The 24624-nt window shown below is 64.5% G+C and carries 18 protein-coding genes; 4 read left to right on the top strand and 14 right to left on the bottom strand.

What is annotated here, in order from left to right; translation table 11 throughout:
- Positions 1-27: 27 nt before the first annotated feature.
- Entirely contained in the window at positions 28-858 is an 831-nt protein-coding gene (locus QWJ37_RS12145; protein ID WP_290245409.1) for a response regulator transcription factor, read from the bottom strand.
- Positions 859-1016: 158 nt separating this feature from the next.
- On the opposite strand from QWJ37_RS12145, the gene QWJ37_RS12150 reads away from it, so the two are divergent.
- The 3 genes from QWJ37_RS12150 (at position 1017) to QWJ37_RS12160 (ending at position 5214) form a co-directional block, all read left to right on the top strand.
- Positions 1017-2651 (top strand): ATP-binding protein, encoded by a 1635-nt coding sequence (locus QWJ37_RS12150; RefSeq protein WP_227904278.1) that lies wholly within the window; start codon positions 1017-1019, stop codon positions 2649-2651.
- A gap of 67 nt (positions 2652-2718) precedes the next feature.
- Positions 2719-4023 carry a UDP-glucose/GDP-mannose dehydrogenase family protein gene (locus QWJ37_RS12155; RefSeq protein ID WP_290245410.1) on the top strand — a complete coding sequence of 435 codons (1305 nt, stop codon included), beginning with the start codon at positions 2719-2721 and terminating at the stop codon, positions 4021-4023.
- Between the two features lie 129 nt (positions 4024-4152).
- Positions 4153-5214, top strand: a complete 1062-nt coding sequence (locus QWJ37_RS12160; protein ID WP_227928926.1) for a glycosyltransferase family 1 protein — start codon at positions 4153-4155, stop codon at positions 5212-5214.
- On the opposite strand, the gene sufU is transcribed toward QWJ37_RS12160, so the two are convergent.
- The 3 genes from sufU to QWJ37_RS12175 form a co-directional block, all read right to left on the bottom strand.
- Positions 5211-5660, bottom strand: a complete 450-nt coding sequence (gene sufU, locus QWJ37_RS12165; protein ID WP_227928925.1) for a Fe-S cluster assembly sulfur transfer protein SufU — start codon at positions 5658-5660, stop codon at positions 5211-5213. The genes QWJ37_RS12160 and sufU overlap by 4 nt on opposite strands.
- The gene (locus tag QWJ37_RS12170; protein ID WP_227928924.1) at positions 5661-6977 is read right to left on the bottom strand and encodes a cysteine desulfurase; all 1317 of its coding nucleotides are present in this window, start codon (positions 6975-6977) and stop codon (positions 5661-5663) included. It lies immediately after the preceding gene.
- Positions 6978-7132: 155 nt separating this feature from the next.
- Entirely contained in the window at positions 7133-8122 is a 990-nt protein-coding gene (locus tag QWJ37_RS12175) for an SGNH hydrolase domain-containing protein (RefSeq protein WP_227928923.1), read from the bottom strand.
- A gap of 329 nt (positions 8123-8451) precedes the next feature.
- On the opposite strand from QWJ37_RS12175, the gene QWJ37_RS12180 reads away from it, so the two are divergent.
- Entirely contained in the window at positions 8452-10191 is a 1740-nt protein-coding gene (locus QWJ37_RS12180) for a right-handed parallel beta-helix repeat-containing protein (protein WP_227928922.1), read from the top strand.
- Here QWJ37_RS12180 and QWJ37_RS12185 read toward each other — a convergent pair.
- The 10 genes from QWJ37_RS12185 to QWJ37_RS12230 form a co-directional block, all read right to left on the bottom strand.
- The gene (locus QWJ37_RS12185; protein WP_227928921.1) at positions 10167-11474 is read right to left on the bottom strand and encodes an O-antigen ligase family protein; all 1308 of its coding nucleotides are present in this window, start codon (positions 11472-11474) and stop codon (positions 10167-10169) included. The genes QWJ37_RS12180 and QWJ37_RS12185 overlap by 25 nt on opposite strands.
- A complete protein-coding gene (locus QWJ37_RS12190; protein ID WP_227928920.1) occupies positions 11471-12859 on the bottom strand; it encodes a Wzz/FepE/Etk N-terminal domain-containing protein in 1389 nt (462 codons plus the stop codon). Before QWJ37_RS12190 ends, QWJ37_RS12185 begins: the two co-directional genes overlap by 4 nt.
- Positions 12850-13593, bottom strand: a complete 744-nt coding sequence (locus QWJ37_RS12195) for a CDP-alcohol phosphatidyltransferase family protein (RefSeq protein ID WP_290245411.1) — start codon at positions 13591-13593, stop codon at positions 12850-12852. Before QWJ37_RS12195 ends, QWJ37_RS12190 begins: the two co-directional genes overlap by 10 nt.
- A 54-nt stretch (positions 13594-13647) precedes the next feature.
- Entirely contained in the window at positions 13648-17748 is a 4101-nt protein-coding gene (locus QWJ37_RS12200) for a LamG-like jellyroll fold domain-containing protein (protein ID WP_227928918.1), read from the bottom strand.
- Positions 17749-17836: 88 nt separating this feature from the next.
- Entirely contained in the window at positions 17837-19168 is a 1332-nt protein-coding gene (locus QWJ37_RS12205; protein WP_290245413.1) for a hypothetical protein, read from the bottom strand.
- Complete coding sequence (locus QWJ37_RS12210; protein ID WP_290245414.1) at positions 19165-19590, bottom strand: hypothetical protein; 426 nt, start codon at positions 19588-19590, stop codon at positions 19165-19167. The genes QWJ37_RS12205 and QWJ37_RS12210 overlap by 4 nt, the downstream gene beginning before the upstream one ends.
- 589 nt (positions 19591-20179) lie before the next feature.
- Entirely contained in the window at positions 20180-21850 is a 1671-nt protein-coding gene (locus QWJ37_RS12215; RefSeq protein WP_290245415.1) for a hypothetical protein, read from the bottom strand.
- Positions 21851-22129: 279 nt separating this feature from the next.
- Positions 22130-22606 (bottom strand): hypothetical protein, encoded by a 477-nt coding sequence (locus QWJ37_RS12220; protein WP_227928914.1) that lies wholly within the window; start codon positions 22604-22606, stop codon positions 22130-22132.
- A 350-nt stretch (positions 22607-22956) separates the two neighbouring features.
- Positions 22957-24153: a DUF1972 domain-containing protein gene (locus tag QWJ37_RS12225; protein WP_290245417.1), complete on the bottom strand. Its 1197-nt coding sequence runs from the start codon at positions 24151-24153 to the stop codon at positions 22957-22959.
- Positions 24150-24590: an adenylyltransferase/cytidyltransferase family protein gene (locus QWJ37_RS12230; protein ID WP_227928912.1), complete on the bottom strand. Its 441-nt coding sequence runs from the start codon at positions 24588-24590 to the stop codon at positions 24150-24152. Before QWJ37_RS12230 ends, QWJ37_RS12225 begins: the two co-directional genes overlap by 4 nt.
- Between the last annotated feature and the right edge of the window lie 34 nt (positions 24591-24624).

Here is a 24624-nt window from a genome sequence, read left to right on the forward strand (position 1 = left end):
TCCCCCTAAGGGAATCTTGCCGGCGGATCAGCCCTGGGGTGCCAGCCGGTAGCCAACGCCGCGGACGGTCTCAAGCCAGCGGGGTGCCTTCGAATCATCCCCCAGCTTCCTGCGGAGATTGCCTACATGCACCTCTACCGTCCGCTCATCCGCGTCGCTGATGAAAGTGCCCGTGTCGTATTCCTCGCCCCGCAGCCTGCGCACCAGGTCCGTCTTTGTGCGTACCAGCCGGCCCCCTTCCAGGAGGGCGTGAAGGAGGTCGAATTCCGTGCGGGTCAGCTCAACATTCAGGCCGTCAATTTCCGTGGTGCGTGTGCCGGGATTCAGGGTCAGGCCGTTATGCGCCAGTGTGCCCGGAGCGGGCGCAGGGGCGGCAACCGGTGCTGCGGTGAAGGAGGAAGCGGAGGCAGGAGCCGCCGGGACATTGGCGGAGACGGCCGCGCCGGGGGCAGGCGTGGCGGAATCTGCGGGTTCGGCGGCGGCTTCGCCGCGGGGACGGCGGAGCATGGCGGAGATTCGGGCCCGCAGTTCCCGCGGCCGGAAGGGCTTGGTGATGTAGTCATCCGCACCGGCTTCCAGCCCCATCAGGGTGTCGAGCTCCTCCGCCCGGGCAGTAAGCATCACAATGTACGCATCGCTGAACTGCCGCAGCTGCCGGATGACTTCAAACCCGTCAATGTCCGGCAGACCCAGGTCCAGCGTAACCACGCTGGGATTGTGCAGCCGAACGGCTTCAACGCCCGCTGAGCCGTTGGGAGCGGTGAAGACCTTAAACCCCGACTGCTGGAGCACGGCATTAAGCAGGTCGCGGATATCCGCATCATCTTCGATGATGACGGCTACACGTTGAATTTCCATGTTGTATTTTTTCCTGTCCTGCGAGACCTTCTGATTCCCCGCTCCCCTAGCTCGGTATTCTACAGGAGCACCCCTATAATCTGAGCTATCTCTACAGGAATCCGGGGGTTTCCTTTTTCATGTCCAGTCTCAAAGACCAAGTGGCAACCCTGACGGGCATGACCTCTCAGTTTAATCAGCTCAGCCTGCGGTACCGGTTGCTGGTAAGCCAGCTGCCGGTTCTGATCGCAGTTGCCGTGGCGCTTCTCATTACGGCAGTGGTGGATCCCACGCTCTACGGGAATGCCGGGTTCCATTTTGCCGTGGCACTTCTTGCCGTTCTGACCGTGGCGTGTGTTGCGGTCCCGTGGGAAAAATTCCCGCCCCTTGCCTATTGGTGCATTCCAGTGCTGGATTTCGCCGTCGTGGGAGGCCTTTACTTCGACGGCCGGAACTCTGTAATTGGTTTGAGTTTCCTTGCTGTTTTTCCCGTTTTCTGGATGGCCTGGTCCGGCGCCGCTCCGCGTCTGGCATGGTTCCTCAGTTATTTCTGCACCACGCTGGTGTTGTGGACCCCGTTGTTCTTTCAGGCCGGAGGTTTTCCCAGCGTGGATACTCTGGCGGCCCCGCTCCTGATTCCCTTTGTGATGCTGGGTATCTGTGTGGTGGCCTCGACCATGGAAACCGATACCACCGCGCAGCACAAACGGCTGATCGCCATCGAAACAGAGTTGCAGGCCAGCCTGCAGGAAACCAGGAGGCGGTCGCGGCTGCTGGACGCGGTGCTTGAGACCGTGGACGTGGGCGTTATGGCCGTGGACGCCACCGGCCGGACCATCCTCATGAACAGCAGGCAGCGCACCAACCATGCCCTGGCCGGGCTTTTGTATGCCGGCGACACGGACAGTGCGGCGAGAATTTACGGGTTGGACCAGATCACGCCGTTATCCGTAGACCTGCGCCCCTCCCAGCGCGCCATGCGGGAGGAGGCCTTTTCCGACGTCGTGATCTGGGTGGGAACAGGCGAGCGCCAGCGTGCCCTGGCCGTCTGCGCCCGGCCCATGCGGGAAAACGGCATATTCACCGGCTCCGTCCTGGCCTACAGCGACGTGACGGAGATGGTCAACGCGCTGAACGCCAGGGAGGACTTTGTCTCCAGCGTCTCGCATGAACTGCGGACCCCGCTGACCTCAATCATCGGCTATTTGGACCTGGTGCTGGATGACGAGGCGCTCCCCGGCATCCCGCCGCGTCTGCAAAGTGCCCTGCAGGTGGCCCAGCGCAACGCCGAACGCCTGCTGCTGCTGGTCGCGGACCTGCTGACCACTGCCTCCGGAACCATGCACCTGCACCGTTCGGAGACGGACGTTGCCGAACTGGTGCGCGTAGCCCTGGATTCCGCCGGCCCCCGCGCCGCGGCCGTTGGTGTGGACCTGGACTGCGATTGTGCCAAGGACCTGCTGGCCACGGTGGATCCGGCCCGGATCTCCCAGGTCCTGGACAACCTGCTCTCCAACGCCATCAAGTACTCGCCCGACGGCGGCAGGGTCACGGTGCGTTCCCGCCGGGAGGAAGGAAACCTGCTACTGGAGGTCGAGGACACCGGTATAGGCATGAGCGAGGCCGATCAGCGGGAGGTCTTTACCAAGTTCTTCCGGACCGGCCAGGTCAAGAAAGCCGCAATACCCGGTGTGGGCCTCGGTCTCGTGATCACCAAATCAATTGTGGAAGCCCACGGCGGACGTATTTCCTTCAGCTCAAAAATCGGTGTTGGCACCACCTTCCGGGTGGAGCTGCCTCCCAACCTGCCCTGATCACCGGGCGCAGCACGCAGGATATGGTTGTTCCGGTCTGCATAAGCGCGATGAACATAGGGGAACAGTGCGTATTTCCGTTATTGGCTGCGGTTATCTGGGTGCCGTCCACGCAGTGTCCATGGCCCGGCTGGGCCATGACGTGGTGGGGATCGACGTCGATGCCACCAGGGTCGCGGATCTCGCGGCCGGACGGGCGCCCTTTTTTGAACCCAGCCTGCCCGAACTGCTTGCCGAAGCCCTCGATAGCGGACGCCTGCGCTTCAGTACCGACACGGCCGCTGCCGCCGGCGCCGACGTTCATTTCGTCTGTGTGGGCACACCCCAGCGGAAGGGCGAGTACGCGGCGGATCTGCGGTATGTTGACGCCGCGGTTGATGGCCTGGTGCCCCACCTGAAACCGGGCAGCGTGGTGGTAGGTAAATCCACGGTTCCGGTGGGAACCGCTGCACGTCTGGCACCTCAGCTGGAGGCAACGGGCGCCGTCCTCATCTGGAATCCCGAATTCCTGCGCGAGGGCCATGCTGTCCAGGACACGCTCGATCCGGACCGGCTCGTCTACGGAGTGCCCGGCACCGATGCCGACGCCGCCGTCGCCGCCCTGGACCGGGTCTATGCCATCCCGCTGTCCACGGGCACCCCAAGAATGGTGGTGGACTACGCCACTGCGGAACTGGTCAAAACCGCGGCGAACTCTTTTCTCGCCACCAAGATCAGCTTTATCAATGCCATGGCGGAGGTCTGCGAAGCGTCCGGAGCAGACGTCGCGGCCCTGGCCGACGCCATCGGCATGGACGAACGGATCGGGCGAAGCTTCCTAAACGCCGGCGTCGGTTTCGGGGGCGGCTGCCTGCCCAAGGACATCCGCGCTTTTATGGCCCGTGCGGGGGAACTGGGCGCGGACCAGGCTCTGACCTTCCTGCGTGAGGTGGACGCAATCAACATGCGCCGCCGATCGAAGGTGGTGGAAATGACCCGGGAAATCTGCGGCGGCTCCTTGCTGGGCAAGCGGATCACCATTCTGGGTGCCGCCTTCAAACCCGAAAGCGATGATGTGAGGGACTCCCCCGCCCTCAGCGCCGCAGCGCAGATGCAGCTCCAGGGTGCCACCGTAACCGTGACTGACCCTGAGGCGCTGCAGAACGCCAAGGGCCGTTTCCCTGAGCTGAACTACGAACCGGCCACTGAAAATGCCCTCCTTAATGCCCACGCGGTGGTGCTGCTGACCGAATGGCAGGAGTACCGCAATCTGGACCCTGAATCCACGGGCACCCTGGTGGCGGAGAAAAACTTCATCGACGGCCGGAACATCCTGGACCCGGCAGCATGGCGGGCTGCCGGGTGGACCTACCGGAGCATGGGCCGGCCCTGAACGGCAGACCACCTAATCTCGGTTGCGCTTTCGTATTTACTGATGTTGCTTTGCCCTTAAGAACCGCATTCTCCTAGGGGCCTTCCCGGGCTGCCGCAGGACTTGACGACAGATGGGTAGCCGCGAAACGTGCGAATCCTCATAGATGCTTTTTGGTGGGCCGAAGGCCCCATCTCCAACCGTCGTGTGCTCCGCCAGATGGTGCAGGCGTGGCAGGACACCCATCCCGCGGACGAGCTGCACCTGGCGGTTCCGCGCCGCCATCTGACCGCCGTACGCGGCGAACTCGGGTCCGGAGTCTTCGTCCATGGCTCCCCTTTGCCCCAGCACGGACTCAGCACCGCACTCTGGTTGCCTGCGCTGGCCCGTTCCATCCGTCCTGACCGGGTGCTGGCCCAGAACTTCGCCGGTCTCTGGGGCCAGCGCTTCGACGTGTTTGTCCACGATGCGCTGTTCGTGGATCACCCCGAATGGTTTACTCGGGCAGAGCGCGCCTATTTCTGGTTGATGCGCGCCACCTGGGCGCACTGCCGCAGGATCGTGGCTTCCACGTCCACTGAGGCATCCCGGCTGCAGCGGGTGCGCCGTTCCCCTGAGGTACCCGTGGCTGTGGGGCTGGCCGTGGACACGCAACTGGCCGGTTTGGACCCTGTCCGCCCGCCCGGCATCCCCCCGGAGCTTCCCTTTCTGCTCAGCGTAGGTCGGTTGAATGTCCGTAAAAACCTCGGCTACGCCATCAATGTCTCCGCGGCCGCCGGAGCCATAGGTCCGGGGCGTCCCCTGCTTATTGTCGGGGAACCCAATGGGGCTGCCACCGTTGGCGAGTACCCGCCGCATCTTCTGGACTCCGGTACGGTGCGCTTTCTGGGGCGGGTCACCGATGCCGAACTTGCTTGGCTTTACAGCAACGCCACTGCCTTCATCTTCACCAGCCGCGACGAAGGATTCGGGCTGCCGCCGCTTGAAGCAGCACATTTCGGGTGCCCGATTCTGGTCTCCGACATCCCCGTCATGCGGGAGGTCACCGCCGAGCTGCCCGCTGTATACCTCCCGCTCGATGACACGGACACGGCGGCAAAGCTGATCGCCCATGCCTTGGACACAGGCTTTCCGGCGCAGCACGGCGAGGCGGCAGGGCCGATCTATTCCTGGCCGGCAACCGCAACGGCACTGAGGCTGGCGATGGCCTAGCCCGCCGCCTGCAGGGCCTCTTCGAAAGCAACCCACGCGAGCATGGCACACTTGACCCGCGCCGGGTACCGTGCCACCCCGGCGAACGCCGCGGCGTCGCCCAGGACCTCCTCATCCGGTTCAATGCTGCCGCGTGAGCGCATCAGCGTGCGGAACTCCTCCGCCAGGGCAAGAGCCCGGACGCGGTCCAGGCCGCCCATCATTTCGGTTAGTACCGAGGCCGAGGCCATCGAAATGGAACAGCCCTGCCCCTCCCAGCTAATGCCGGCCACCGTGGACCCGTCGAGGACGGCCCGCAGCGTGATCTCATCTCCGCAGGTGGGATTGAGCTGGTGCGATTCCCCGGCAGTGCCGCCGGCCGGCGTGTTCACCAGGCCATCCCCGTGCCGGCGTTTCGCATGCTCCAGGATGATCTGCTGATATAGCTGCTGCAGGTCCGAGCTCATTTACTTCACTCCAAAGAACGGTCGGACGCCGGCGACTGCGGCCAGAAAGGCATCGACGTCGTCTGTGGTGTTGTAGAGATAGGTGCTCGCGCGTGTCGTGGACACCAGGCCCAGTCGGCGATGCAGGGGCTGGGCGCAGTGGTGACCTACCCGCACTGCAATCCCCTGGTCATCCAGGAACTGGCCGACGTCGTGCGAGTGGACGCCGTCGACGTCGAATGCCGCCAATCCGATCCGCTCCACGCCGGCGGGCGGGCCCAGCACACGGATTCCGTCGATCGCCTCCAGCCCGGAGACCAGACGCGCCCCCAACGTGGTCTCCCATTCGTGGATGCGCTCCATCCCGGTTAGCTGCAGGTAGTCGACGGCGGTGCCCAGGGCCATGGCCTGGGAGATTCGTTGGGTGCCTGCCTCAAAGCGCTGCGGTGCCGGGAGGTATTCTGCTTTCTCCATGGTGACGGTGGTGATCATGGACCCGCCAGTCAGGAACGTGGGCATCGCGTCAAGCAGCTCGGACCTTCCGTACAGGACGCCGATACCGGTGGGGCCAAGCATTTTGTGCCCGGAGAATGCTGCGAAGTCCACCTCCAGGCTTTTCACATCCACAGGCAGGTGCGGCACCGACTGGCAGGCATCGAGGACCGCCAGGGCACCGACGTCGTGGGCCAGCCGCACCAGGGTCCGGACCGGGTTGATGGTGCCCAGCACATTGGAGGCGTGGGTGAACGCGACCACTTTAGTACGGCCGGTTATCAGCCGCTCAGCCTCATCGAGGCGCAGCTCGCCGTGGTTGTCCACCGGAATAAACCGCAGCGTGGCGCCTGTGCGGGCTGCCAGCTCCTGCCACGGAATGAGATTCGCGTGGTGTTCCATTTCGGTCACCACAATTTCATCCCCCTCGCCCAGCGCGAACCGCCGGGCTGCTGCCCCACCCCGGCCGACGGCGGCGTTGGAGAAAGCGTAGGCGAGCAGGTTCAGCGCTTCCGTGGCGTTGGAGGTCCAGACTATTTCGTTGGTCCGGGCACCGACGAACGCCGCTACCTTGGCGCGGGCATCCTCAAAAACGTCGGTGGCAGCCACAGCCAAGGTGTGCGCACCGCGGTGAACCGCCGAATTGCGCTGTTCGTAGAACTCCTGCTCGGCTTCGATCACGCTCAGCGGATTCTGCGACGTGGCGCCGGAATCCAGGTAGACCAGCGGACGCCCATTGACTTCCTGCTGCAAGATGGGGAAGTCGTTGCGGATGCGCAGCACTTCGGCGTTGTCGATTGGCCCGTTGGCATGGCGGAGGGTGTCCGGGGTGGAAACTACAGGCACGAATACTCCTCGAGTGAGAGACAACCCTGCGGTATTACGCAAGACAAATATACGCTAATCATTCCACGAGTGGTGGCCCGCCGCACATGAGTCCATCCTAACCGGGACCCTCTGCGACAGTCTCGGAAGCCGGATGCCGCGGCATCCGCCTCGGCCTACTGCCTCCCCCGGCCCGACGGCGGGTTGGACAGCACCCTTTCCGCCAGCACCGGGGCCAGGAAACGGGAGTAGTCAGTACTCATGTGGGTGGTGTCCATTCGGACGGCAATGGAAGCGACAAAGGCGGGACAACGTCCGTCCTCGCCGCAAAACCAGGGCCCGACATCTACAAATTCCGCTCCTGTCTCCGCGGCGGCCCTGCCGGTGACCTCCTGCATGTTGCGCCATCCCACCGAGGCCTTCGAAATGCAGTCTTCAGGCCGGGCATCGGCGGCCATACACTGGCGCAGGTCCTTGCCCGCCGGCGCCGGCCCCAGTACGACGACGGCCCCGGCAGCGTCGTTAATACGCCCGATGGTCTCGACCAGACCAGAGGTCAGCTGGGCTGCGGCCTCGTTACTGCTGCCCGACACCAAGCGGGTGAGCGAGTCCTCGGAGTCGGACAGAACCACCAGATCCGGTTTCATCCGGTTGATTTCCTGCACGGCCCATTCACGGTGCTCGTCACACTCCGGATACGGCTGCCCTCCCTCATGAGTGACGGACACGCCCGCTGCAGGGCACTGTGAAAGCGTCAACGGAACCGTTTCCCATCCTGCCGCCTTTGCGGCTTCTTCAATCCCGGGCAGCCAGGACACCGCGGATGAATCGCCCAGGACAACGACTGTCCGGTCCGCGCCCGGGCTGCCGCCCCTGCACCGGTCCAAGGTCTCCGGACCCGTCTGGGGGCACCCGGATTTGTTGACTGCCGCCACCCATGCCTCAGTTCCCAGCTCCTCAAGGGACGGAGTCAGCTCCGGGAAGGCGTCGAGTGCCAGGGCGGCGCGGACGGCTGCCGCCACACCTGCCTCCGCTTTACCGGGAAGGTATCCGGTGTCCACGGAGGCCGCACCGGGGTCCGTCCCGGTTCCGGGTCCATCATTTGCCGGCCCGCCTCCGATCCCCATGCCGCCCCCGACAATTAACGCCGCAAGAGCAGCGGTCATCCCCGCATGCACCAGCAGCCCTGTCTTTCCCCGGCGGTACGGTACGCGCGTGCCTCTCGCAGCAGCCAACGCCCGCAGACGCCGGCGCACGTCCTGCAACGTCACCATCTGCAACTTCACCCGGTGGAACTTCACCTGTTGCCTCCGCTCGGTACCCTTGCCGCACTGTATCCGCTGTGCTTGACTGCCACACGGTCTCCCTCGTGGTGATTTCGTGGTGGTCCGACAGCTGGGTGCCGGATCCGGTCAGGAGAAACAGCATGCCCCGTCCGCCCTCCAATCCGTTTCTGCGCGTTCTGCTGGGAGCCAGTCTTCTGTGCATTCCGATGATGTCTGCATGCGCAACGGGTCCGGACGACAGATCGGTCCCGGCGGACAAACCCGATGCCCCCGTGATCGAAGGCGGATCCCTGCCGGTTGGAAAAACGGCCTATGACGTTCCTGCCGGTGCCCTCTTCGTGGCAGCCTCCGGTGGCGGCGATGCCAACCCCGGCAGTAGGGATGCTCCGTTCCGGACCATCCGTGCCGCAGTCAGCCGGGCGGAGAGCGGGGCCACAATCGTTGTGCGGGCCGGTTCGTACAATGAGGAGATCGTGATCCCGGAGCAGAAGAGGCTCGTTCTGCAGGCCTTTCCGAACGAGGAGGTCTGGCTTGACGGAAGCCGAACCGTGGACAATTTTGTCCCGGCGGGACGGACGTTCGTCGCTGATCATTGGAACGCCCAGTTCGATCCCAGCCCCACGTATACCTGGGGCGAAGAAGACGGCACTGAGGCCGGCTGGAGATTCGTTGACCCGCTGTATCCACTCGCCGCCCATCCGGACCAGGTCTGGATCGACGATGTGCCGCAGCACCAGGTTGCCAGCCAGGCCGAACTCGGGGAAGGTAACTTCTATGTGGATTACTCCACGCGGCGCCTCTTCATCGGGTCCTCCCCGGAAGGCAGGACCGTCCGGGCATCCACCACGGCCAAGGCCCTGTCCATCCGTTCCTCCGGCTCCACGGTGCGCGGACTCGGAATTCGCCGCTACTCCCCTTCCGTGCCACACATGGGGGCCGTAACAGCTGAGGGCTCCGGCATCGTCCTGGAGAACCTGGTGATCCGCGACAACGCCACCACCGGACTGTGGGTAGGAGGCGCAGATACCACGCTGACGGATGTGACAGTAGCTGCCAACGGAATGCTGGGCGCGGCGGCCACCTATGCCGACCGGATGACCGTGACGGGACTGCTCGCCGAGGGGAACAACACAGAACGCTTCCGGCCGGCCCCCGTGGCCGGCGGATTCAAGATCACCCGTAGCCGGTCCCTGACCATCAGTGACAGCACGTTCGCTGACAACAGGGCCACCGGCCTCTGGCTGGACGAATCGGTCTTCGACGCAACCATTAGCAACAGCCGCATGGCCGACAACGCCAGTCACGGCGTTTCCGCCGAAATCTCCGCCCGGATCAGCTTGGTGAACAACATCATCACAAACAACGGGTCCTTCGGGGCGAAGATCAACGACACCAGCGACGTACGCGTTTGGAACAACACCTTCTCGGGTAACCGGCGCCAGCTGAACGTGGTGCAGGACGAACGCCGGGGTGACAATCCCGACCTGCCCGGCCACGATCCCCGGGACCCGGAGGACCCGGAAATGACCTGGATCAACGGCCCCGTCGACATCCACAACAACATCTTCGCGGGCACCAGCGAACCCGGGGGCTGCCTGCTGTGCGTGGAGGATTACTCGCGGGAATTCTCCGCCGTTCAACTGCAGATCCACGCCGCGGGCAATGCCTACCATCGTGAACGCGACGGCATGCCCTTCGCCCCACTGATCTGGGCTGGCGAAGATGGAAAGTCGGTTACCTTCGAGAGCCTGAAGGACTTCCACCGCACCACCGGCCAGGAGCCGGACACTCTCGAAATCATCGGCGCCAGCCCTCTTGACCCTGACACCTTCGCCGCACCCTCGCTTGATGGCCAGGCCGGCCACGTAGCCCTGCCCCTTCCGGCGGACCTGGCCGGGCTGTCCCGTGTGCCCGAGGGAACCCGTCACCTCGGAGCCTTTGTTCGCTGACCGGCAGCGAAACCGGTGGGATGGGCCAACGCACCGTAGCTTTTGGCGGAAGCGGTGCCGGTTTGCCGGCGCGAGAATTCGCCCCGAAGGGGCGCCGGACGGAAGGCGTTGGTGCGCGGAGGGGTCCCGGCGAGCGCAGCAGGTTCCACCATAAGGGCGAGTACCACGAACAAGGTCAGGGCCGGGCTTGCCTCGGTGAGGCCGTTTTCCAGGAAACTGCGGACCAGAATAAAGATCAACATGGCCGGAACCAGTCCGGCATCCGGGCCGCCCCTCCTGAAGGCGCCGATCAGCGTAGCGACGGCGAGGATGCCTAATACTGCCGTCCCCAGCAGGCCGGCCTGGGCCAGGGCGGAGACCCAGCTGGAATCAAGTACCTGCGATTCCCAGTATTGTCCCGCCACACTGACCGTTTTCACATCCAGCCCCGAACCAATCCACCGCTCCCATCGGTCGGCAGGCATGGAGAGCACAGCCTGCCATGCAATAGTGCGCGAGTTCAGGGTGGAAATGGACCCCCCGCCGGACCGCAGTAGAAGTCCGGTCAGTACCGGGGTGAAAGCGACCACTGCAAACAGTGCCGGGATCGCCGTCAGCAGAGTGCCCATCAGCCGCGGCGACGGGCGGCGGATGTACAGCAAATTCACTATGAACGCCAAGAGCCCTGCCATGATCCCGGTGCGGGACCCGGTTGCCGCCACGGCCACGACCAGAGCGGCCGTGGCCGCAGCCATGGCCGGGCTGGACTTCCCCCGCGCCAACCTATGAAGCGCGCCCAGGGCCGAAGCACCGCAGAGGAGGGCAATGACGTTTGGTGGCACTTCCGGAACCGTGCCCCGCAGCCGCTCGCCGGAGATGGCCAGGCCGATCCCGGTGGCGCCGATCAGCAGCCCGACAAGCCCCATGGACACCAGTAACGTTCCCAGGGCTTTAGGTCCGCCGGCTGCCTTCATCACAAAACCTACCGTCGCGACCAGCAGGATCATCCGGACCGAAAGGACCGTAGAGGCCGGAACACTCCCTGCCTGCAGGGATCCCACCGTTCCGAGGGCCAGAAACAGGCCCATCAACAGGAAGGTGCGTGCGCCCAGCGCATGCAGGCGGCCAGCGCGCATTCCCGCCCAGGAAACGGCAAGCAGGAGCGCACCTATCTGCAGCACCGCCTTGCTGACTACTACCGGGTCCGCCCCGCCGTCGTAGTACACCCCCTTGCGCCACGGCACCAGGCTAATGAGTACCAACAGCCAAATGGCATAGGGCAGGACGGCCGTGTACCGTCTCACCCCTTCCCCCCGCCTGCGACTCCCACCGTCGGTTCTCCGGTCTTGGCGTCCACTGCCGTTTCCCCCTCGGCCAGCGCCCGCGTCGGTACCGTTTTCCTGCGATTCCGCGGGATGCTGAGCAGCACAACGCCCAGCGGACGGACTTTCAACGCCCGCAGCTCCAAAGCGGCCAGGTCCAGCTGGTCATCAGTGGTCCGCCCGTAACAGGCGAGAATGAGAGCGCCCTGCGCCACGGACGACAAGACCTCGTTACTGAGCGGACGGGAATCGAACCGGCTATGGATGAGAACCACATCAAAGTCAGCCGACAGTTCGCCAAGGGCAGGACCCACCCTACGCATCAGATCCGCAGGGTGTACGTGTGCGGTACCTGCCGGCAGCACGTAGAGGGAGTTCTCCCGCACCGGGACGACGACGCTGCTCAGCGGTTCACCCGCACCAAGGGCTTCCAGCAGCCCCCGCGTGGTTGGTTTCATCCCGAAAGCCGGTTGCTGCTGCCGGTCGGCTTCAACCAGGCACACCCGCCGTCCTGTCCGGGCCAGGAACGCGGCCCATCCCTCCATCAGCCTGGCGGACCCTCCGTCCGCGCCAGGGCAGGCGGCCGTGGCCAACAGCACCTTGGGCAGGGCTCCCTCATTGGCCAGGAGAACGTGGGTCAGCAGTTCACGATAACTCCCCACATCCGCCGGGGCATGGGCAACGTTCTTGGACTGGGGGCGGCCGGTGACGGCCCGGACATTTGCCACTACCTCCAGCCCCGTGACGTCCCTGACGTCGCGTGCGGTGAAAATCCGGCGGTCCCGGCCTGCACCGGCGACCGCTACCAGCATCCCCACCGTCAGCCCTCCAATAAGACCCAGGGCCAAGTTCACCACTGGGTTGGGGGATGTTGGACTGGAGGGCGCAATTGCCGGAACCGTAATGCGCGGATCGATTGCAACGCTCCTGTCCCCGCCGGCTTCCAGGACGCGTATCTGCTCAGCCAGGTTCTGCGTCACCAGATTTGTCAGCCGCACCGCCATCTCCGGTGTATTCGATCGCCCGGTGACTTGGACGTACACGGTGTCCGCAGGGTTTTCCGCGCTGACCTCCCGGCCAAGGGCCTCGACGCTGTAATCCCCGCCAAGGACATCCACGACCGGCTGCAGGACCTGCGGGCTGTTTACCAGATCCGGATAGTTGCGTACCCGCTGCAAGGTGAACTGTGAGTCCTCGTAGGAAGAACTGTTGGGGGAATCCGCGCGGATGAAAACGGTGGAGTGCGCCTCGTAGGTTTTGGGGGAAAGCCAGGTCACCAACAACGCTGCGTCGACGCCAAGGAAGGCGATGAACAGGATCATCAGGAGACGGCGGCGGAACAGTTTGACGTATTCGTTCAGTTCCATGCTTTGACCTCCCGGTACCACTTCCGCAGCGCGAGCAGCAGGAATGCGACCGTGGCGGCGCACAGTGCTGAATAGACCCCGACGAAGGCGGCCGGCCACGCGAATAGGAAGAACACCAGGCACATAAGTCCGAAATCGGTAGGGACCACGGCCAGTGAATACAGAGCCGAGGAATGGCCGTCACCCGCCACCAGTGTGCCGTGATGTGCCCGATTGCCCCGCCGTAGCTGGTCCATCAGCAGGGTGGAGACGAAGTGCACCGTGGCCGCGACCTGGAAGATGAGGGGAACAAGCAGCCACGCCGTCTCCAGCGGGAAAAAGCGCCACCAGCACACCAGCACGGCAAGATGGATGGAGCCCACTTTGAAGGCGTCCACGGTGTGGTCCAGCCACTCCCCCGCGGGCGATCCGCCACCGGTAAGCCTCGCGAGCTGTCCGTCGGCTGAATCCAGGGCATAGCCAAGAATCAGCAGGGCGGGTATGACGATGGCGGCCAGTGGGCCAGGGCCGGCCAGCACCGCCGTCGCAATGCCCGAGAAAGTGCAAACGGCGCTGATCGCAGTCACCTGGTTGGGTCGAAGGCCCGCCTGATGAGCCAACGCAGCAAGGTAGCGGCCGAGCCTGCGGTTGATGTATCGGGAGTAGGCGGGAGCGCCCTTGGACGTTTTTTGCGCGGTCGACAGCCGGGCTACCGCATCACGGTAGCCCGGCCCGGCCGATGTTCGTGCTGCCACTGTTTATCCCAGCTTTCTCAATAGCGATGCTGTTGCCTCAGGTGATGTGTTGCCTCAGGGTTTGGGTGCACCGATCCAGAGGTTGTCCCAGAGCGAGAACACCGGCGCGTTCGATGCCGACCCGGAAAGGTAGACTCCTACCCCGGTGCGTCCCGGCACCTGTAGTGCCGCCGTGTTGTCGGTGGTGCTCAGCTGCCATCCCGCTGGTTCGGTGGTTCCGCTTTTCCACACCTTGATCCGCAAGGTGGTGGGCGTCGTTCCAGTTGCCTGTGCGCGGACGGAGAGCTTGTCCCCCACCTGGTAAGCCAGCCCGGGGACTGCCTTCTCCGGGACAATGAAGGTCCCGTCCCGGTTCAGGCTGACGTTGACGGTCCCGTTGGCGAGGTAGCGGACCTTGGCGGTGTAGGACCCTGCTCCGGCAACGTCCCGCAGATAGAGGTGATGGTAGATACCGCCGCCCGTGGCTTGTTTGTCATTGCCCAATTGCACCTGCATCTCGGTTTCCGAGTAGGTCCCCGAGTCCAGGTACACGCTCGGGCCGGAACCGGCCGCGGACATCCGGATCCTGCCAATGCCGTTCTCCACGGTGAAATTCGCCTTGGAGCCGGGGTGGTTGTAATTGCCGCCCTGCTCCGCCGCTCCCCAACCGCTGGTTGAGGTACGGGAGAACGTGTCCACGGCATAGGCGGCAGCTGCCGGCGCAGCCACTTGCACATCCTTCTGTGTACTGGCGGTTGCGCCCTCACTGTCAACGACCGTCAGGACTGCCCGGTACGTGCCTGCGGATTCGTACTCGTGCTCCACCGTTGCCCCGGTTCCGGACGTCCCGTCCCCGAAGTCCCAAGCGTAGGAGGCCAAGGGCCCCTCGGCGTCGGACGAGCCGGTTGCGTCAAACCGGGCAGTCAGCGCCGTGGACTCAACGGTGAACGCTGCCGTCGGAACCGTGGCTCCCACGGTGACCTGGGCGGACTGCGTCACTGTACGCCCGCCCGCCGTGACGGTCAGCTTTACCGTAAAAGTGCCGTCCCGTGTGTAGGTGTGCCTGGAACTGACCCCGGTTCCGGTCGTACCGTCACCGTAGTCCCAGGCATACTCCCCGCCCGGTGTCGATGCGGAGGCGTCAAAGGAAGCCGTCCTGCCCGCGGCGGAGGAAGTGAAAGCTGCCGTCACCGGTTCCTCCGTGGTTCCTCCGCCGGCTGCATAGTGCGCACGGATGCGGGATTCGGGCAGCGCCGAGGTGTAAACCGCTGCCTCGTCGATGCTGCCTGAGAAGTAGCCGCTGGAGGCACCGCCCCAGGTGCTGTCGCCGCCGATCCGCCAATAGCCGGTGTAGCTCTCGGCGCCGGTTTGCGGATTCGTGCCCACCAGCTGGCCGTCCACGTAGAGTTTCATGCCCTCGGCCGACTGAGTCGCGACGACGTGATGCCAGGCGTCGTTGTTGTACGCGCTGCCTGTCGTCACGATGTTTTCAGCTCCCGTGTAGGTGCCGAATACCAGCCGGCCGTCGTCGAGCATGTACACATGCCGGTCATAATTGTTCGACGATCCGGTGTTTCGGTTGCCGAACCCGATGATCTTGCCACCCCTTGTTGTGGCAGTCTTGAACCAGGCCTCCGCGGAGTAGACGGTCGGATTCGTGCTGGGAGCCGTCGCGGCCACCGCCCCGTCGCTTCCGCCGAAGCTGAAAGCCTTTCCGCTGCCCACGCCGCCGGCAGCACCCCTGGTGACTGTTCCGGAGATCAGGCCATCGTTTCCGGACTGGCCTGCATCGGCGGCAACGTCTCCCGCAGTTTCCTCCAGCCGCCAGTACGCTGCCGGTTCGTCCTGGTAGACGGCCTTTCCGTAGCCGTCTGTCGGGGTCGCGGGGACGACGGCGGTACGTCCACTCAGTTTGTAGTGGTCCATCACTGTGGAGGACGCCAGAGCGGTGGGGTAGACAGCCACTTCGTCCAGGTTCCCCTTGAAGGCGTTGCTGGCCGGGGCGCCGGGCCAGCCGGACAGGTTGTCTCCGCCAATCCGCCAATAACCGTTGTAGGCCTGGCCAGACGTCACGTCCGTGCGGCTGGAGACGCGTACCCCGTCCACGTACAGCACCGTTCCGCTGGGGCCCAGGGTGACGGTGACATGGTGCCATTTGCCGTCGTTATAGGGTTTCGCCGAATTCACGGTTGCTGCGCTGCCCAACCAGGTTCCGAACCAGATCCGTCCGGAGTTGTCCATCCAGATGTGGCGGTCGTGGCTGCCGGAGTTCCCGGTTCGGGCGTCGCCGAAGCCGGCGATGTAACCTCCGCTGGTGGAGTCCGTCTGGAACCAGGCCTCGAGGCTGAACGTGTTTGGCGCCGGGGTGAGGTTGCGGGTGGCGATAGACGCTGTTCCCGACCCATCGAAGGCCGCTGCCGCGTTACCCGCGACTGCCCCGGTAGCGTTTCGGCTGATTCCGGCTCCGCGGTCGGCATCGGCGAAGCCCGCCCGGTCCAGTGCCACGGAACTGTTCTCGTCCAGCCGGTAGTATGACTGCGCGCCGTCGCTGATCACCCGTTCCGAGTACGGGTCGCCGGTTGAGGTGGCGCTGACCGTCACGGCCTCCGAGCGCGGGGAGATGTACTCATTGCCCCAGGGGTCACGTACGCGGATCCGGTATGTGTGCGAGGATCCCGGGCTCTGTCCGTGGTCCTCATAGCCAAGGCTCGCCGTCCGCCACCAGGATGATTTCTGGTCAATGCTGGCGATGGCGGTCAGGCTGTTGTCCCGCAGGACGTCGTAGGTCAGGGTCGCGTCGTCGTAGTCCCAGGTGGAGGGCCACGAGACACGGACGGTCCCGGCATCCCTGGACACGACCGTGGGCTTTAGTGTTGCGGAATACACCGGGGCAATCTTGTTCGGCGCCACCGACCGCTTTGCGAACACGGCCAGTCCCTGCTGGTTCTTGCCGTTGACCGTGGTGAATTCCCCGCCCATCACCAGGTAGTTGCCCGACGTCGCCAGCGCCCAGCCGCCCTGGAACTGGTTGGTATAGAAACCGGAATTGATGCTGGGGTACCAGTGCAGAAGGCTCGGAACCGGTTGCCCGGAGTATTTGCTGTTTCCGCTCGGGGCGCCCTTGTCGGTACCGGTGGCGTAGGTGGTCTCGGCTAGTCCGCGGCGCCAGGACTGCGGGTTGCTTTCGGGGAATTCTCCCAGCGAGGTGCAGTCGTGGGCGTGCGAGACGCTGTACATCGCCTGGCCCATGACGGCGACGTCGGTGCTGGCGCCGTAGCAGTTATCGAGCCAGACCAGGTCGCCGGTAGTGAAGTCCGCCGCAAAGCGTCCATCGAACCAGTGCCCGCCGTCCCCGTTGGCAGAACCATAGATCACCCCATTGGTTTCCACCAGCTGGGTAACCCAGGATGAGTTTTCGCCTTGCCTGGCCGGGATGGGGGTACTGGTCCAGGGCTGGGTGGCACCGGTACTGCCATCCACCGCCCCGATGCCCACCAGTGCCTGGCCGTTGAGCGTCTGGAAGCGGCCACCGAGTACCACGCGGGTGTTGTCGGCAGAGGCGACAACCGCGTGGACGATATTATCCGTTGATGGCGCCCACGGCAGGGTCGCTGCGGTTGACCGGTTGAGGGCAACCGCGTTGGAGCGGTTCTGGCCGCCGGCCGTTTTGAAGGAGCCGCCCACGTAGACGGTGGTGGCGGTGACGGAGATGCTGTGCACGCTGCCGCCGATGCTGGTGCTGAAAGGCTTCAACGCACCGGTTCCGGTGTTAAACACCGCAAGCTTGCTGCGTGCCTGGCCGCTGACGCTGCTGAATTCCCCGCCGACGAAGACTTCGCTGCCGTCAGGGCTGACGTCCACTGCCCGCGCCTGGGCATTGAGGTTGGGGTTCCACGGCAAGAGGGCGCCCGTACTGATATCGAAGGACATGGCGTTGTTACGCACAACCTCCGCGGTACTTCCGGTTGCAGTGCCGGACGGACGCGCACGGGTAAAGCTTCCGACGGCGTAGGCAACGTTTCCGTTGACGGCGAGGTCCCACACCACCCCATTGATTTGAGGAGTGGTCAGCACGTCGGTGCTGACCGTTTCGGGCGGAGGGACAACCGGGTCATCCGCTGCCGCAGCCGGCCGCACCGGCTGGCCCACGGCGAGCCCGACGATGAAGGCTGACACAGTCAGCACCGTGCCTGTTCGGCGGAAGAGGCGCGCTCGCAGCGCATGCGGGACAGAACTGTGCGGTCGGGTTCCCCCCGTAGTTTTCTTAGACATTCGTACCCATATGCCTTTCGGTGTTCGATTCAACGGGGGTGGTAGCGGGGTATTTGTGAAGCTGGCGTCGTTGCCGATTGTCTTTGGTTTCCCGGGAGCGCAGCGGCACGAGTAGGAGGCTCCGGATGGCAAGGCCGCCCAGTAGCGACCCTGAGGCCGCCGCCAGTGGTGCCAGCGCGTAATTGCCGGAGACGAGAAGGACTGCCGCCGTCAGGCCGAGCGATACCGTGGTGTCGGCCAGCCGGAGCAGGAAAACGCGGCGTGAGCCGACGCGGACAGCAGCGAGTGAGCCATAGGGAGTGGCGGCGGCGACGGACACTGCATACAAGAGCCATCCGGCCACGGCCAGCGCCGGAGGCTCCTGCCCGGTGGCCAGCGGCCCGGCCACCGGGAGTGCGGCGAGAGCGGCGGCACCGCAGATAACCGTAAGCCCAACCAGGAGGGAAACTCCCCTGTCCGCACGTCGGAGCAGGGCAGCCACAGATTCATCGCTGCGGGCGAAGGAAGCAAAAAGGTATGACGTTAACCCCGACACTACGAGCAGTGCCGGCGCGGTATAGACGCGGGCCATCTCCAAAAGACCGCCCGCCTCCAGGCTTACCAGCGCTATCACCAGGAGCCGGACGACGGTCAGCATCCCCGGGCGGAGCATTTGCTGCGCCGCCCGCCAGGAACCGTAGGCCGCTACAGTGCGCCAGGCCGGGGACCGCAGGGAGACCAGGTAGCGTTCCCCGCGTCCTGCGGAACCCGCACCCGTTATGGCCCCGGCCAGTTGGCCACAGGCAATTGCCACAAGAAAACTGTCCACGGACAGCGGTCCGTAATGCGCCAGGAGTGCAAGGGTCCCCACTGATACCACCAGCATGATGGAATCCATGCCAAGGATGCGGACGAACAGCAGCTTCGCCATGAGCACCCGCCGCAACAGGTCTTCAATGACGTAGCACCACAGGGCCGTTCCCAGCAGGACTGCGGTTCCGGGTCCGATCAGTCCCGTTGTACGGGAAACCAGCGGCACGGCCAGCGCACATCCGAGGGAGAGGACGAAGGTCCAGCACTGCAGACCGGAACGGATGCTTCGGTCATGCCGGTCCAGCACGGTTAGGGAGTCGCCAATGAATCCACTGGTGACTGCGGCACATACAACCAGCAACCCATAGAGGAGACCCAGTATGCCGAAATCGGCGAGACCGAGGCTGCGGGCAGCAGCGGCCAGCAGCAGGAAGCTCGCCAGCGCCTGGGTTCCCTGCGCTGCCACCGCCGCCAGGGCCGCCCTGCCCGAGGCTGCCCTGCCCGAGGCTGCCGCCCTTTTCACGGAGTTCACGGAAGCAACCCGGAAAAGACCGCCGGGGCATGCACGCCGTCCAGGTCCAGGTAGAGAGCGGCTTCGCTGCCTTCACCGGGCAGCTGGAAAGCATAACGGGCTGTGGCGGTGCCTCCGGGGGCAACAACACCGGAAAAATCCGCAACATCCATGCCCTCGTAGAGCGGGGCCCCCGCGACCGCTCCCTGCTGCAGCGTCGGGACGACGGCGGACAGGTCCAGGTCCGTCAACGAGCCGTTGCGGATGCTGACTGTGAACACCACATACGGGGCACCAGCTACCACCCCGCTGCCTTCGCCATAGACCGTCCCGATGCTGAAGTCGGTGGTTTCCACCGTCACCCCGTCCGCGTACCGCACAACGGAGTCGAAAGCTGCCCTGTCCGCCGGGACCCTCTCCTCCGCAGTGTCGCCTCGGTCCACAAGGACAGGCGAGTTTCCGCTTCCTTCATAGGCCGCCCCCCCCGCTTGCCGCCCGGCCGCTCCCGGGTCAGCTGTGGGATTAGCTTCCGTCGGGGTGGCAGTTGCCGTGGGCTGCGCTTCCGCAGGTGCGGAACCGGCGCTGCCAGGTGCAGACTCAGCTGCGCCCGAAGGTCCACCGGCTGCAGTCTCCGCCGCTGAAGAAGCCTGGCCCGTAGCCGGGGAGACCGTCGGGGCGGAAGGCACACAGGCCGTGAGGGAGTAAACAATTGCCGTGACCGCAGCAAACAGACCTAGCCGTCGGCTGACCCGGCCAATCAGGGCCGGGACATTCACGTATTCCATTTGTGGGACCGCATTCCTATAAAGACCTCCGAGCAACGCGATCAATATAGGTATCCGTCGAATGGGCGGGCACGAGTAGCTGGTACTCATCTGACCGCGGCCAGCGCGTGCGCCCGAAGGCTCGTTACTCAGGCAACCACTCGTTCACCTGCCCGGCAGGCATCAATAGTTGCGGCTGCGGGGCCCCCATCCCCTGTCGCAGCCGCACCCGTGCCCTCCCTGTGTGTTGCTACTTGCCTACTTGTTGCTACTTGACGGTCACTGAAACCGTTTGGCTCTGGACCGTGTTGCCCAAGGGATCCCGAGTGACAATCCGGTAGGTATGGGAACCGGCCCGCACCCCGGTATCCGTGAACCGCAGTGTGGGCTGCCGATAAAAGCGCGAGGTGGCCGTGGTGCTGTAGACCTGCGTGTTGCCGTCACGAATTACCTGGTAACTCAGCCGCTCGTTGTCCCGGTCCCAGTTGCCTGGCCAGCTTAAGTTGACGGTCTGTGCGGCGGGACTGGACACCGTCGGATTCGCGGCTGCCCCGCTTATCCGCGGACCGTCAGTGTTGGGCGCGACATTCCTCACCCCAAAACGCACGATTCCCTGCTGTTGTCCGCCGTTTACCCGGGTGAATTCGCCTGCCATCACCACGTAATCCCGGTTGCCGGCGACCGCCCAGGGACCCTGGTTCTGGCCACTCGCGCTTCCGGTGTTCAGATCCGGGAACCAGTTGAGGAGACTAGGCGCCGGTACCCCGGTAAAACTTGGATAACCATGGATGTCCTTGGTCAGTACGCCGGTGGCAGCCCGGCTAAAAGCTACGCCGCGGTGCCAGGTCCGCGGTTTGGTCTCGGGGAAGCCGCCCAGGTTGCCGCAGTAGTGTGAGTGGCCCGCAACATAGACCGCTGTAGGGGAAGCCCAAATTCCGTAGGAGTCGCCATGGCAGTCCTCGACCCAGTTGAGGTTTCCATCGCTCCACCGGCCCGAGAAGGTCCCTTCCAGGTTGCCTCCGGTTCCGTAGATGTACCCGCTGCCATAGAAATTGGTGCCGTCTGAAGACAGTGACAGGACGGCCGAATCCTTGCCGGCGTTACGCACGGTGTTGTTTACGCCGAGCGGGAGATTGGTACCCAGATTCGAGTCGACCCGCCCCATGCCATAGCCGGGCCGGTTGGAACCGTTAAGCGTTGTGAACCGGCCGCCGATCACCACCTGATTGGCGCTCGGCGAAAGTGCCAACGCATTCACTTGGTTGTCAGCTTTCGGGTTCCACGGCAGCAATGCGCCGTCAGCTGCCCTGACGGCTGCCAGCCGTTGGCGACTGGCAGAGCCCACGGCGGTGAACGATCCGCCAATGTAAACGCGGTCATTCGTGGCTGCAAGAGCCCGCACCGAGCCGCCGATCTTGGGCGCGAAACCTGCGATAAGTGCTCCGGTGGCGGGGTCCAATGCCGCAACTCGGGAGCGCGCACTGCCGTTGACGGCGGTGAAATCACCACCGACGTATAGTTTCCTGCCATCCGGAGATGCAGTGACCGCGAGTGCCTGCCCGTTCAGGTTCGGAGTAAAGGATGCCACCAATTGCCCGGTGGACAGCCGAAAGGCAAGGATGTTGTTCCGAGGCGTGGTCTGCACACCGGGTGCGGCGCCTGCCGGACGGGCCCGCCCGAACCTGCCCACCACATACACGGTGTCACCGATCACCGTTTGCTGCCACGCCACGCCGTCGTGCTGGACTGTGGGCAGCGGGTCGCTCGAGACGGTGACGGGCGTGGCCGGATTGTTGGGGTCCGCCGGGGCCGTATCGGCTCCCGCCGGAGCGGTGCCCGCGACCAGTGAGCCCAGAACCAGAGCAGCGCAGGCGGCTACCGTGGAGACAGCCCGGGGAACTGACGGCCGTCCTCGCCTTGACCGTCGATGCTTCGGCATTGCCGACGTCCGTCCGGAGGGGAACAAGATGGTTAATGGGTTCGTGGAATTTTTCATGTCAATGCCTGTCTCTGGAACACCGTGGGCCGCCAGGCCCCCTCGCCTGGACGGCTTCTAACCGGCCACCCCACATCCGAGAACTCCACGGGATACGTGCGGATGCACTGCTCCGCCACGGCCCGTTGGTGCAACCTGGGTTGCACTTTTCGCCCTGCACCTCCTTCCCTGCGCGATCAGGGACCTGCGCCTTGCCGTGGGACTATCCCGTATTCGTTGGGACTATCCCGTTGGAACGGAACCCTGGAAAACCACAATGGGTTCCTCGGGCGAATAGTTCAGTGAAATCCTGAGCAGATCCCGAAGCTCCACAGGCACCAGGAAGACGTACGTAGCCGAGACCGTTCCCGCCGGCTCGGCGCGGGCAGGGAACGGGCTGACATCCGGACCGCTCAGTTCCCCCGCAGGAAGGGCGTCCGGACCGGCTTCAACGGTGACAACGACGTCCGCCAGATCCAGCGGGGCTGCCGTTTCGTTGGTGAGAGACAGGGTGAACCGGATAGCCGGTCCCGCTACTTCCCCAATGCCTTCGGCAACACCGTCCACGGCCTGCACGGAACTTACGCGGAGACGAACGCCTGCATTCCCGCTGGGCTGGCCGCCCAGGTCCGCGGGTGGGAGGATCGGCTGATCGAGAGCGCCCTCATCAGCGTCGCTTGCGATGATCGGGTCGCTCGGCACGCCGGGCTCAGCTGCCATACCGGCATCAGCGCCCTCATCGGATGGGGTCTGGAGCGTCGGATCAGGCGCCGTCGCGCTGGCCTCGGGTGGCGAAGAGGACGGCGTCGCGTCCGTTTCCTCCCCCGTATCTGCTTCGTCGCCCGTAACTGAGGGGGAACCTACCGGCGGCGACGGCGATTGGAGCAACTGGCTCTGCCCGCTGTCGGCCCTACCCTCCGCTGCAGACGGTTTCGCACCAAACCAATAGCCTCCAACCAGCACAATGGTGGCCGTAACGACCGCTAAAGCGGCCAACCCGACAATCAACGGGCGTCGCACCCTCGTTCCGCGATGTGCCATGTTCCCTCCTAGCCGTGCTGCAGTACGGGTTATCTCGATGCGCCCGTGAGCCTGGCCTCTTGGAGGCCCGGGCGTCGCCGTCGGGCACTGCCCGGGCACCGGAACTCTCCGGCGGCAAGCCCCCGTGCCAGGAGTTCGTACTTGTACGTCACATCGTCCCAGTCGTAGCGTGCTGCTTCCTGAAGTGAAGTCCTACCCCGTTCGGCAGCATCCTGCGGGGAGATCTCCGCCGCCAGCGCCAGCTTCGACACGTCCTCGGGATTCGTGAAGAAGCGCCCCGCTGATCTGAGGACCTCCCGATTGAACACAACATCGAAGGCGTTGACGGCAGCGCCGGCGCCCATTGCCCGCAGGAGGGAGGGATTGGTTCCTCCCACGGAGTGCCCGTGCCAGTACACCCGGGAGTTGGCATATAGCTGGTCCAGTAATTCCTGGTCCCAGACCCCGCCCAGGAAGCGGACGCGGGCGTCCGCCATTCGCCGGATACTGCCCGTGTATTGTTCCGCATACGGGGCGCTGCCCACCACCACCAAGGGCAGCACTGAACCGCTGCGGAGGTATCCCTCCACGATGGTGTGCACGTGGTTCTCCGGTTCCATCCGCGCGACCACCAGGTGGTATTGATTCGCGGTTAGGTCCACCTCGGCCAGCCGGTGGTCGCCTGCATCCCCCAGAATCGGGGCGCCATACGTGATGAGCACCGCTTCGGCGTCGAATTCTTCCCGGTAGTACTGCTGGATCCCGCCGGCGTCGGCAATTAGGGCATCCGAGTATCGGACTGCCAGCGCTTCCGCGTAGCGGTAGTAGCGCTGGCCGGCCGGACCCCATTTTGCCCTTTTCCATTCCAGCCCGTCCACGTGGGTTGCCACGGGAATCCCGGCTCCGCGAAGCAGGGGCAGCCACGGCGAATTCGCGGCGTTGAAGACGATGGCCGCATCCGGGCGGTGCCCAAGCAAGTGTGCAGCGGACAGCCCGGTGTGGCTGAGGGTCTCCAGAGACCGTTTATGCAGGGCCGGTAAGTGCACCAGGTCCATACCCAGATACTCCCGGACCGAGGTGTCGGTCCGGGCATCAATCCGGCAATAGACCGTCACCTGGTGTCCGCGTTCAACCAGCCGTTTGCCAACTTCTTCCACACAGGTTTCGAACCCTCCGTATCGAGCCGGCACACCCCGCGTCCCGACCAGGGCGATCCGCAGGCGGCTGTCCGCAACCGGTACCCTCATATCGCGCTCCCTGCCGTGGCGTTCAGGAGATCCAGGCTGCGGCGAAGACGCGTGCTGGAGGTGTGGACCGTATAGGGGAAGTACACGACTTCCACGCCCACCGCCTCAAACGCCTTCTCAAGGTCCGTACCGGCTGCGGTTCCCTTCCAGTCGTCCCCTTTGAAAAAGACGTTGAACCGCAGTTGCCTCCAAGTGTCGAGCTTGTCCGGCAGGATCTCCGGGACAGCACGGTCGACGCATGCCAGTCCGGCAACTATCTCCAGCCGTTCCGGCAGGGGCACCACGGGGACCTGTCCCTTACGGATTTCGCACAGCTCGTCGGAGACAACTCCGGCCACAAGGTAATCGCATTGCGCCTTGGCGTGCTTCAGGATGTTCAGGTGCCCTATGTGGAACAGGTCAAAAGCTCCCGGCGCGTAGCCGATGCGGATTCCCATGCTTCCTGCCTTCCGGTGGCGGTCTTGTTGCGGT

Source organism: Arthrobacter sp. YD2 (assembly GCF_030410475.1).
In the GTDB taxonomy this organism is placed as follows: Bacteria; Actinomycetota; Actinomycetes; order Actinomycetales; family Micrococcaceae; genus Arthrobacter_B; species Arthrobacter_B zhangbolii.

Coding starts and splice junctions, on each gene's coding strand:
- QWJ37_RS12175 (WP_227928923.1), bottom strand. CDS start 8,122: ATGACCGCTGCTCTTGCGGCGTTAATTGTCGGGGGCGGCATGGGGATC.
- QWJ37_RS12225 (WP_290245417.1), bottom strand. CDS start 24,153: ATGAGGGTACCGGTTGCGGACAGCCGCCTGCGGATCGCCCTGGTCGGG.
- QWJ37_RS12145 (WP_290245409.1), bottom strand. CDS start 858: ATGGAAATTCAACGTGTAGCCGTCATCATCGAAGATGATGCGGATATC.
- sufU (WP_227928925.1), bottom strand. CDS start 5,660: ATGAGCTCGGACCTGCAGCAGCTATATCAGCAGATCATCCTGGAGCAT.
- QWJ37_RS12190 (WP_227928920.1), bottom strand. CDS start 12,859: ATGGAACTGAACGAATACGTCAAACTGTTCCGCCGCCGTCTCCTGATG.
- QWJ37_RS12220 (WP_227928914.1), bottom strand. CDS start 22,606: ATGGCAGCTGAGCCCGGCGTGCCGAGCGACCCGATCATCGCAAGCGAC.
- QWJ37_RS12215 (WP_290245415.1), bottom strand. CDS start 21,850: ATGCCGAAGCATCGACGGTCAAGGCGAGGACGGCCGTCAGTTCCCCGG.
- QWJ37_RS12180 (WP_227928922.1), top strand. CDS start 8,452: ATGTCTGCATGCGCAACGGGTCCGGACGACAGATCGGTCCCGGCGGAC.
- QWJ37_RS12150 (WP_227904278.1), top strand. CDS start 1,017: ATGACCTCTCAGTTTAATCAGCTCAGCCTGCGGTACCGGTTGCTGGTA.
- QWJ37_RS12230 (WP_227928912.1), bottom strand. CDS start 24,590: ATGGGAATCCGCATCGGCTACGCGCCGGGAGCTTTTGACCTGTTCCAC.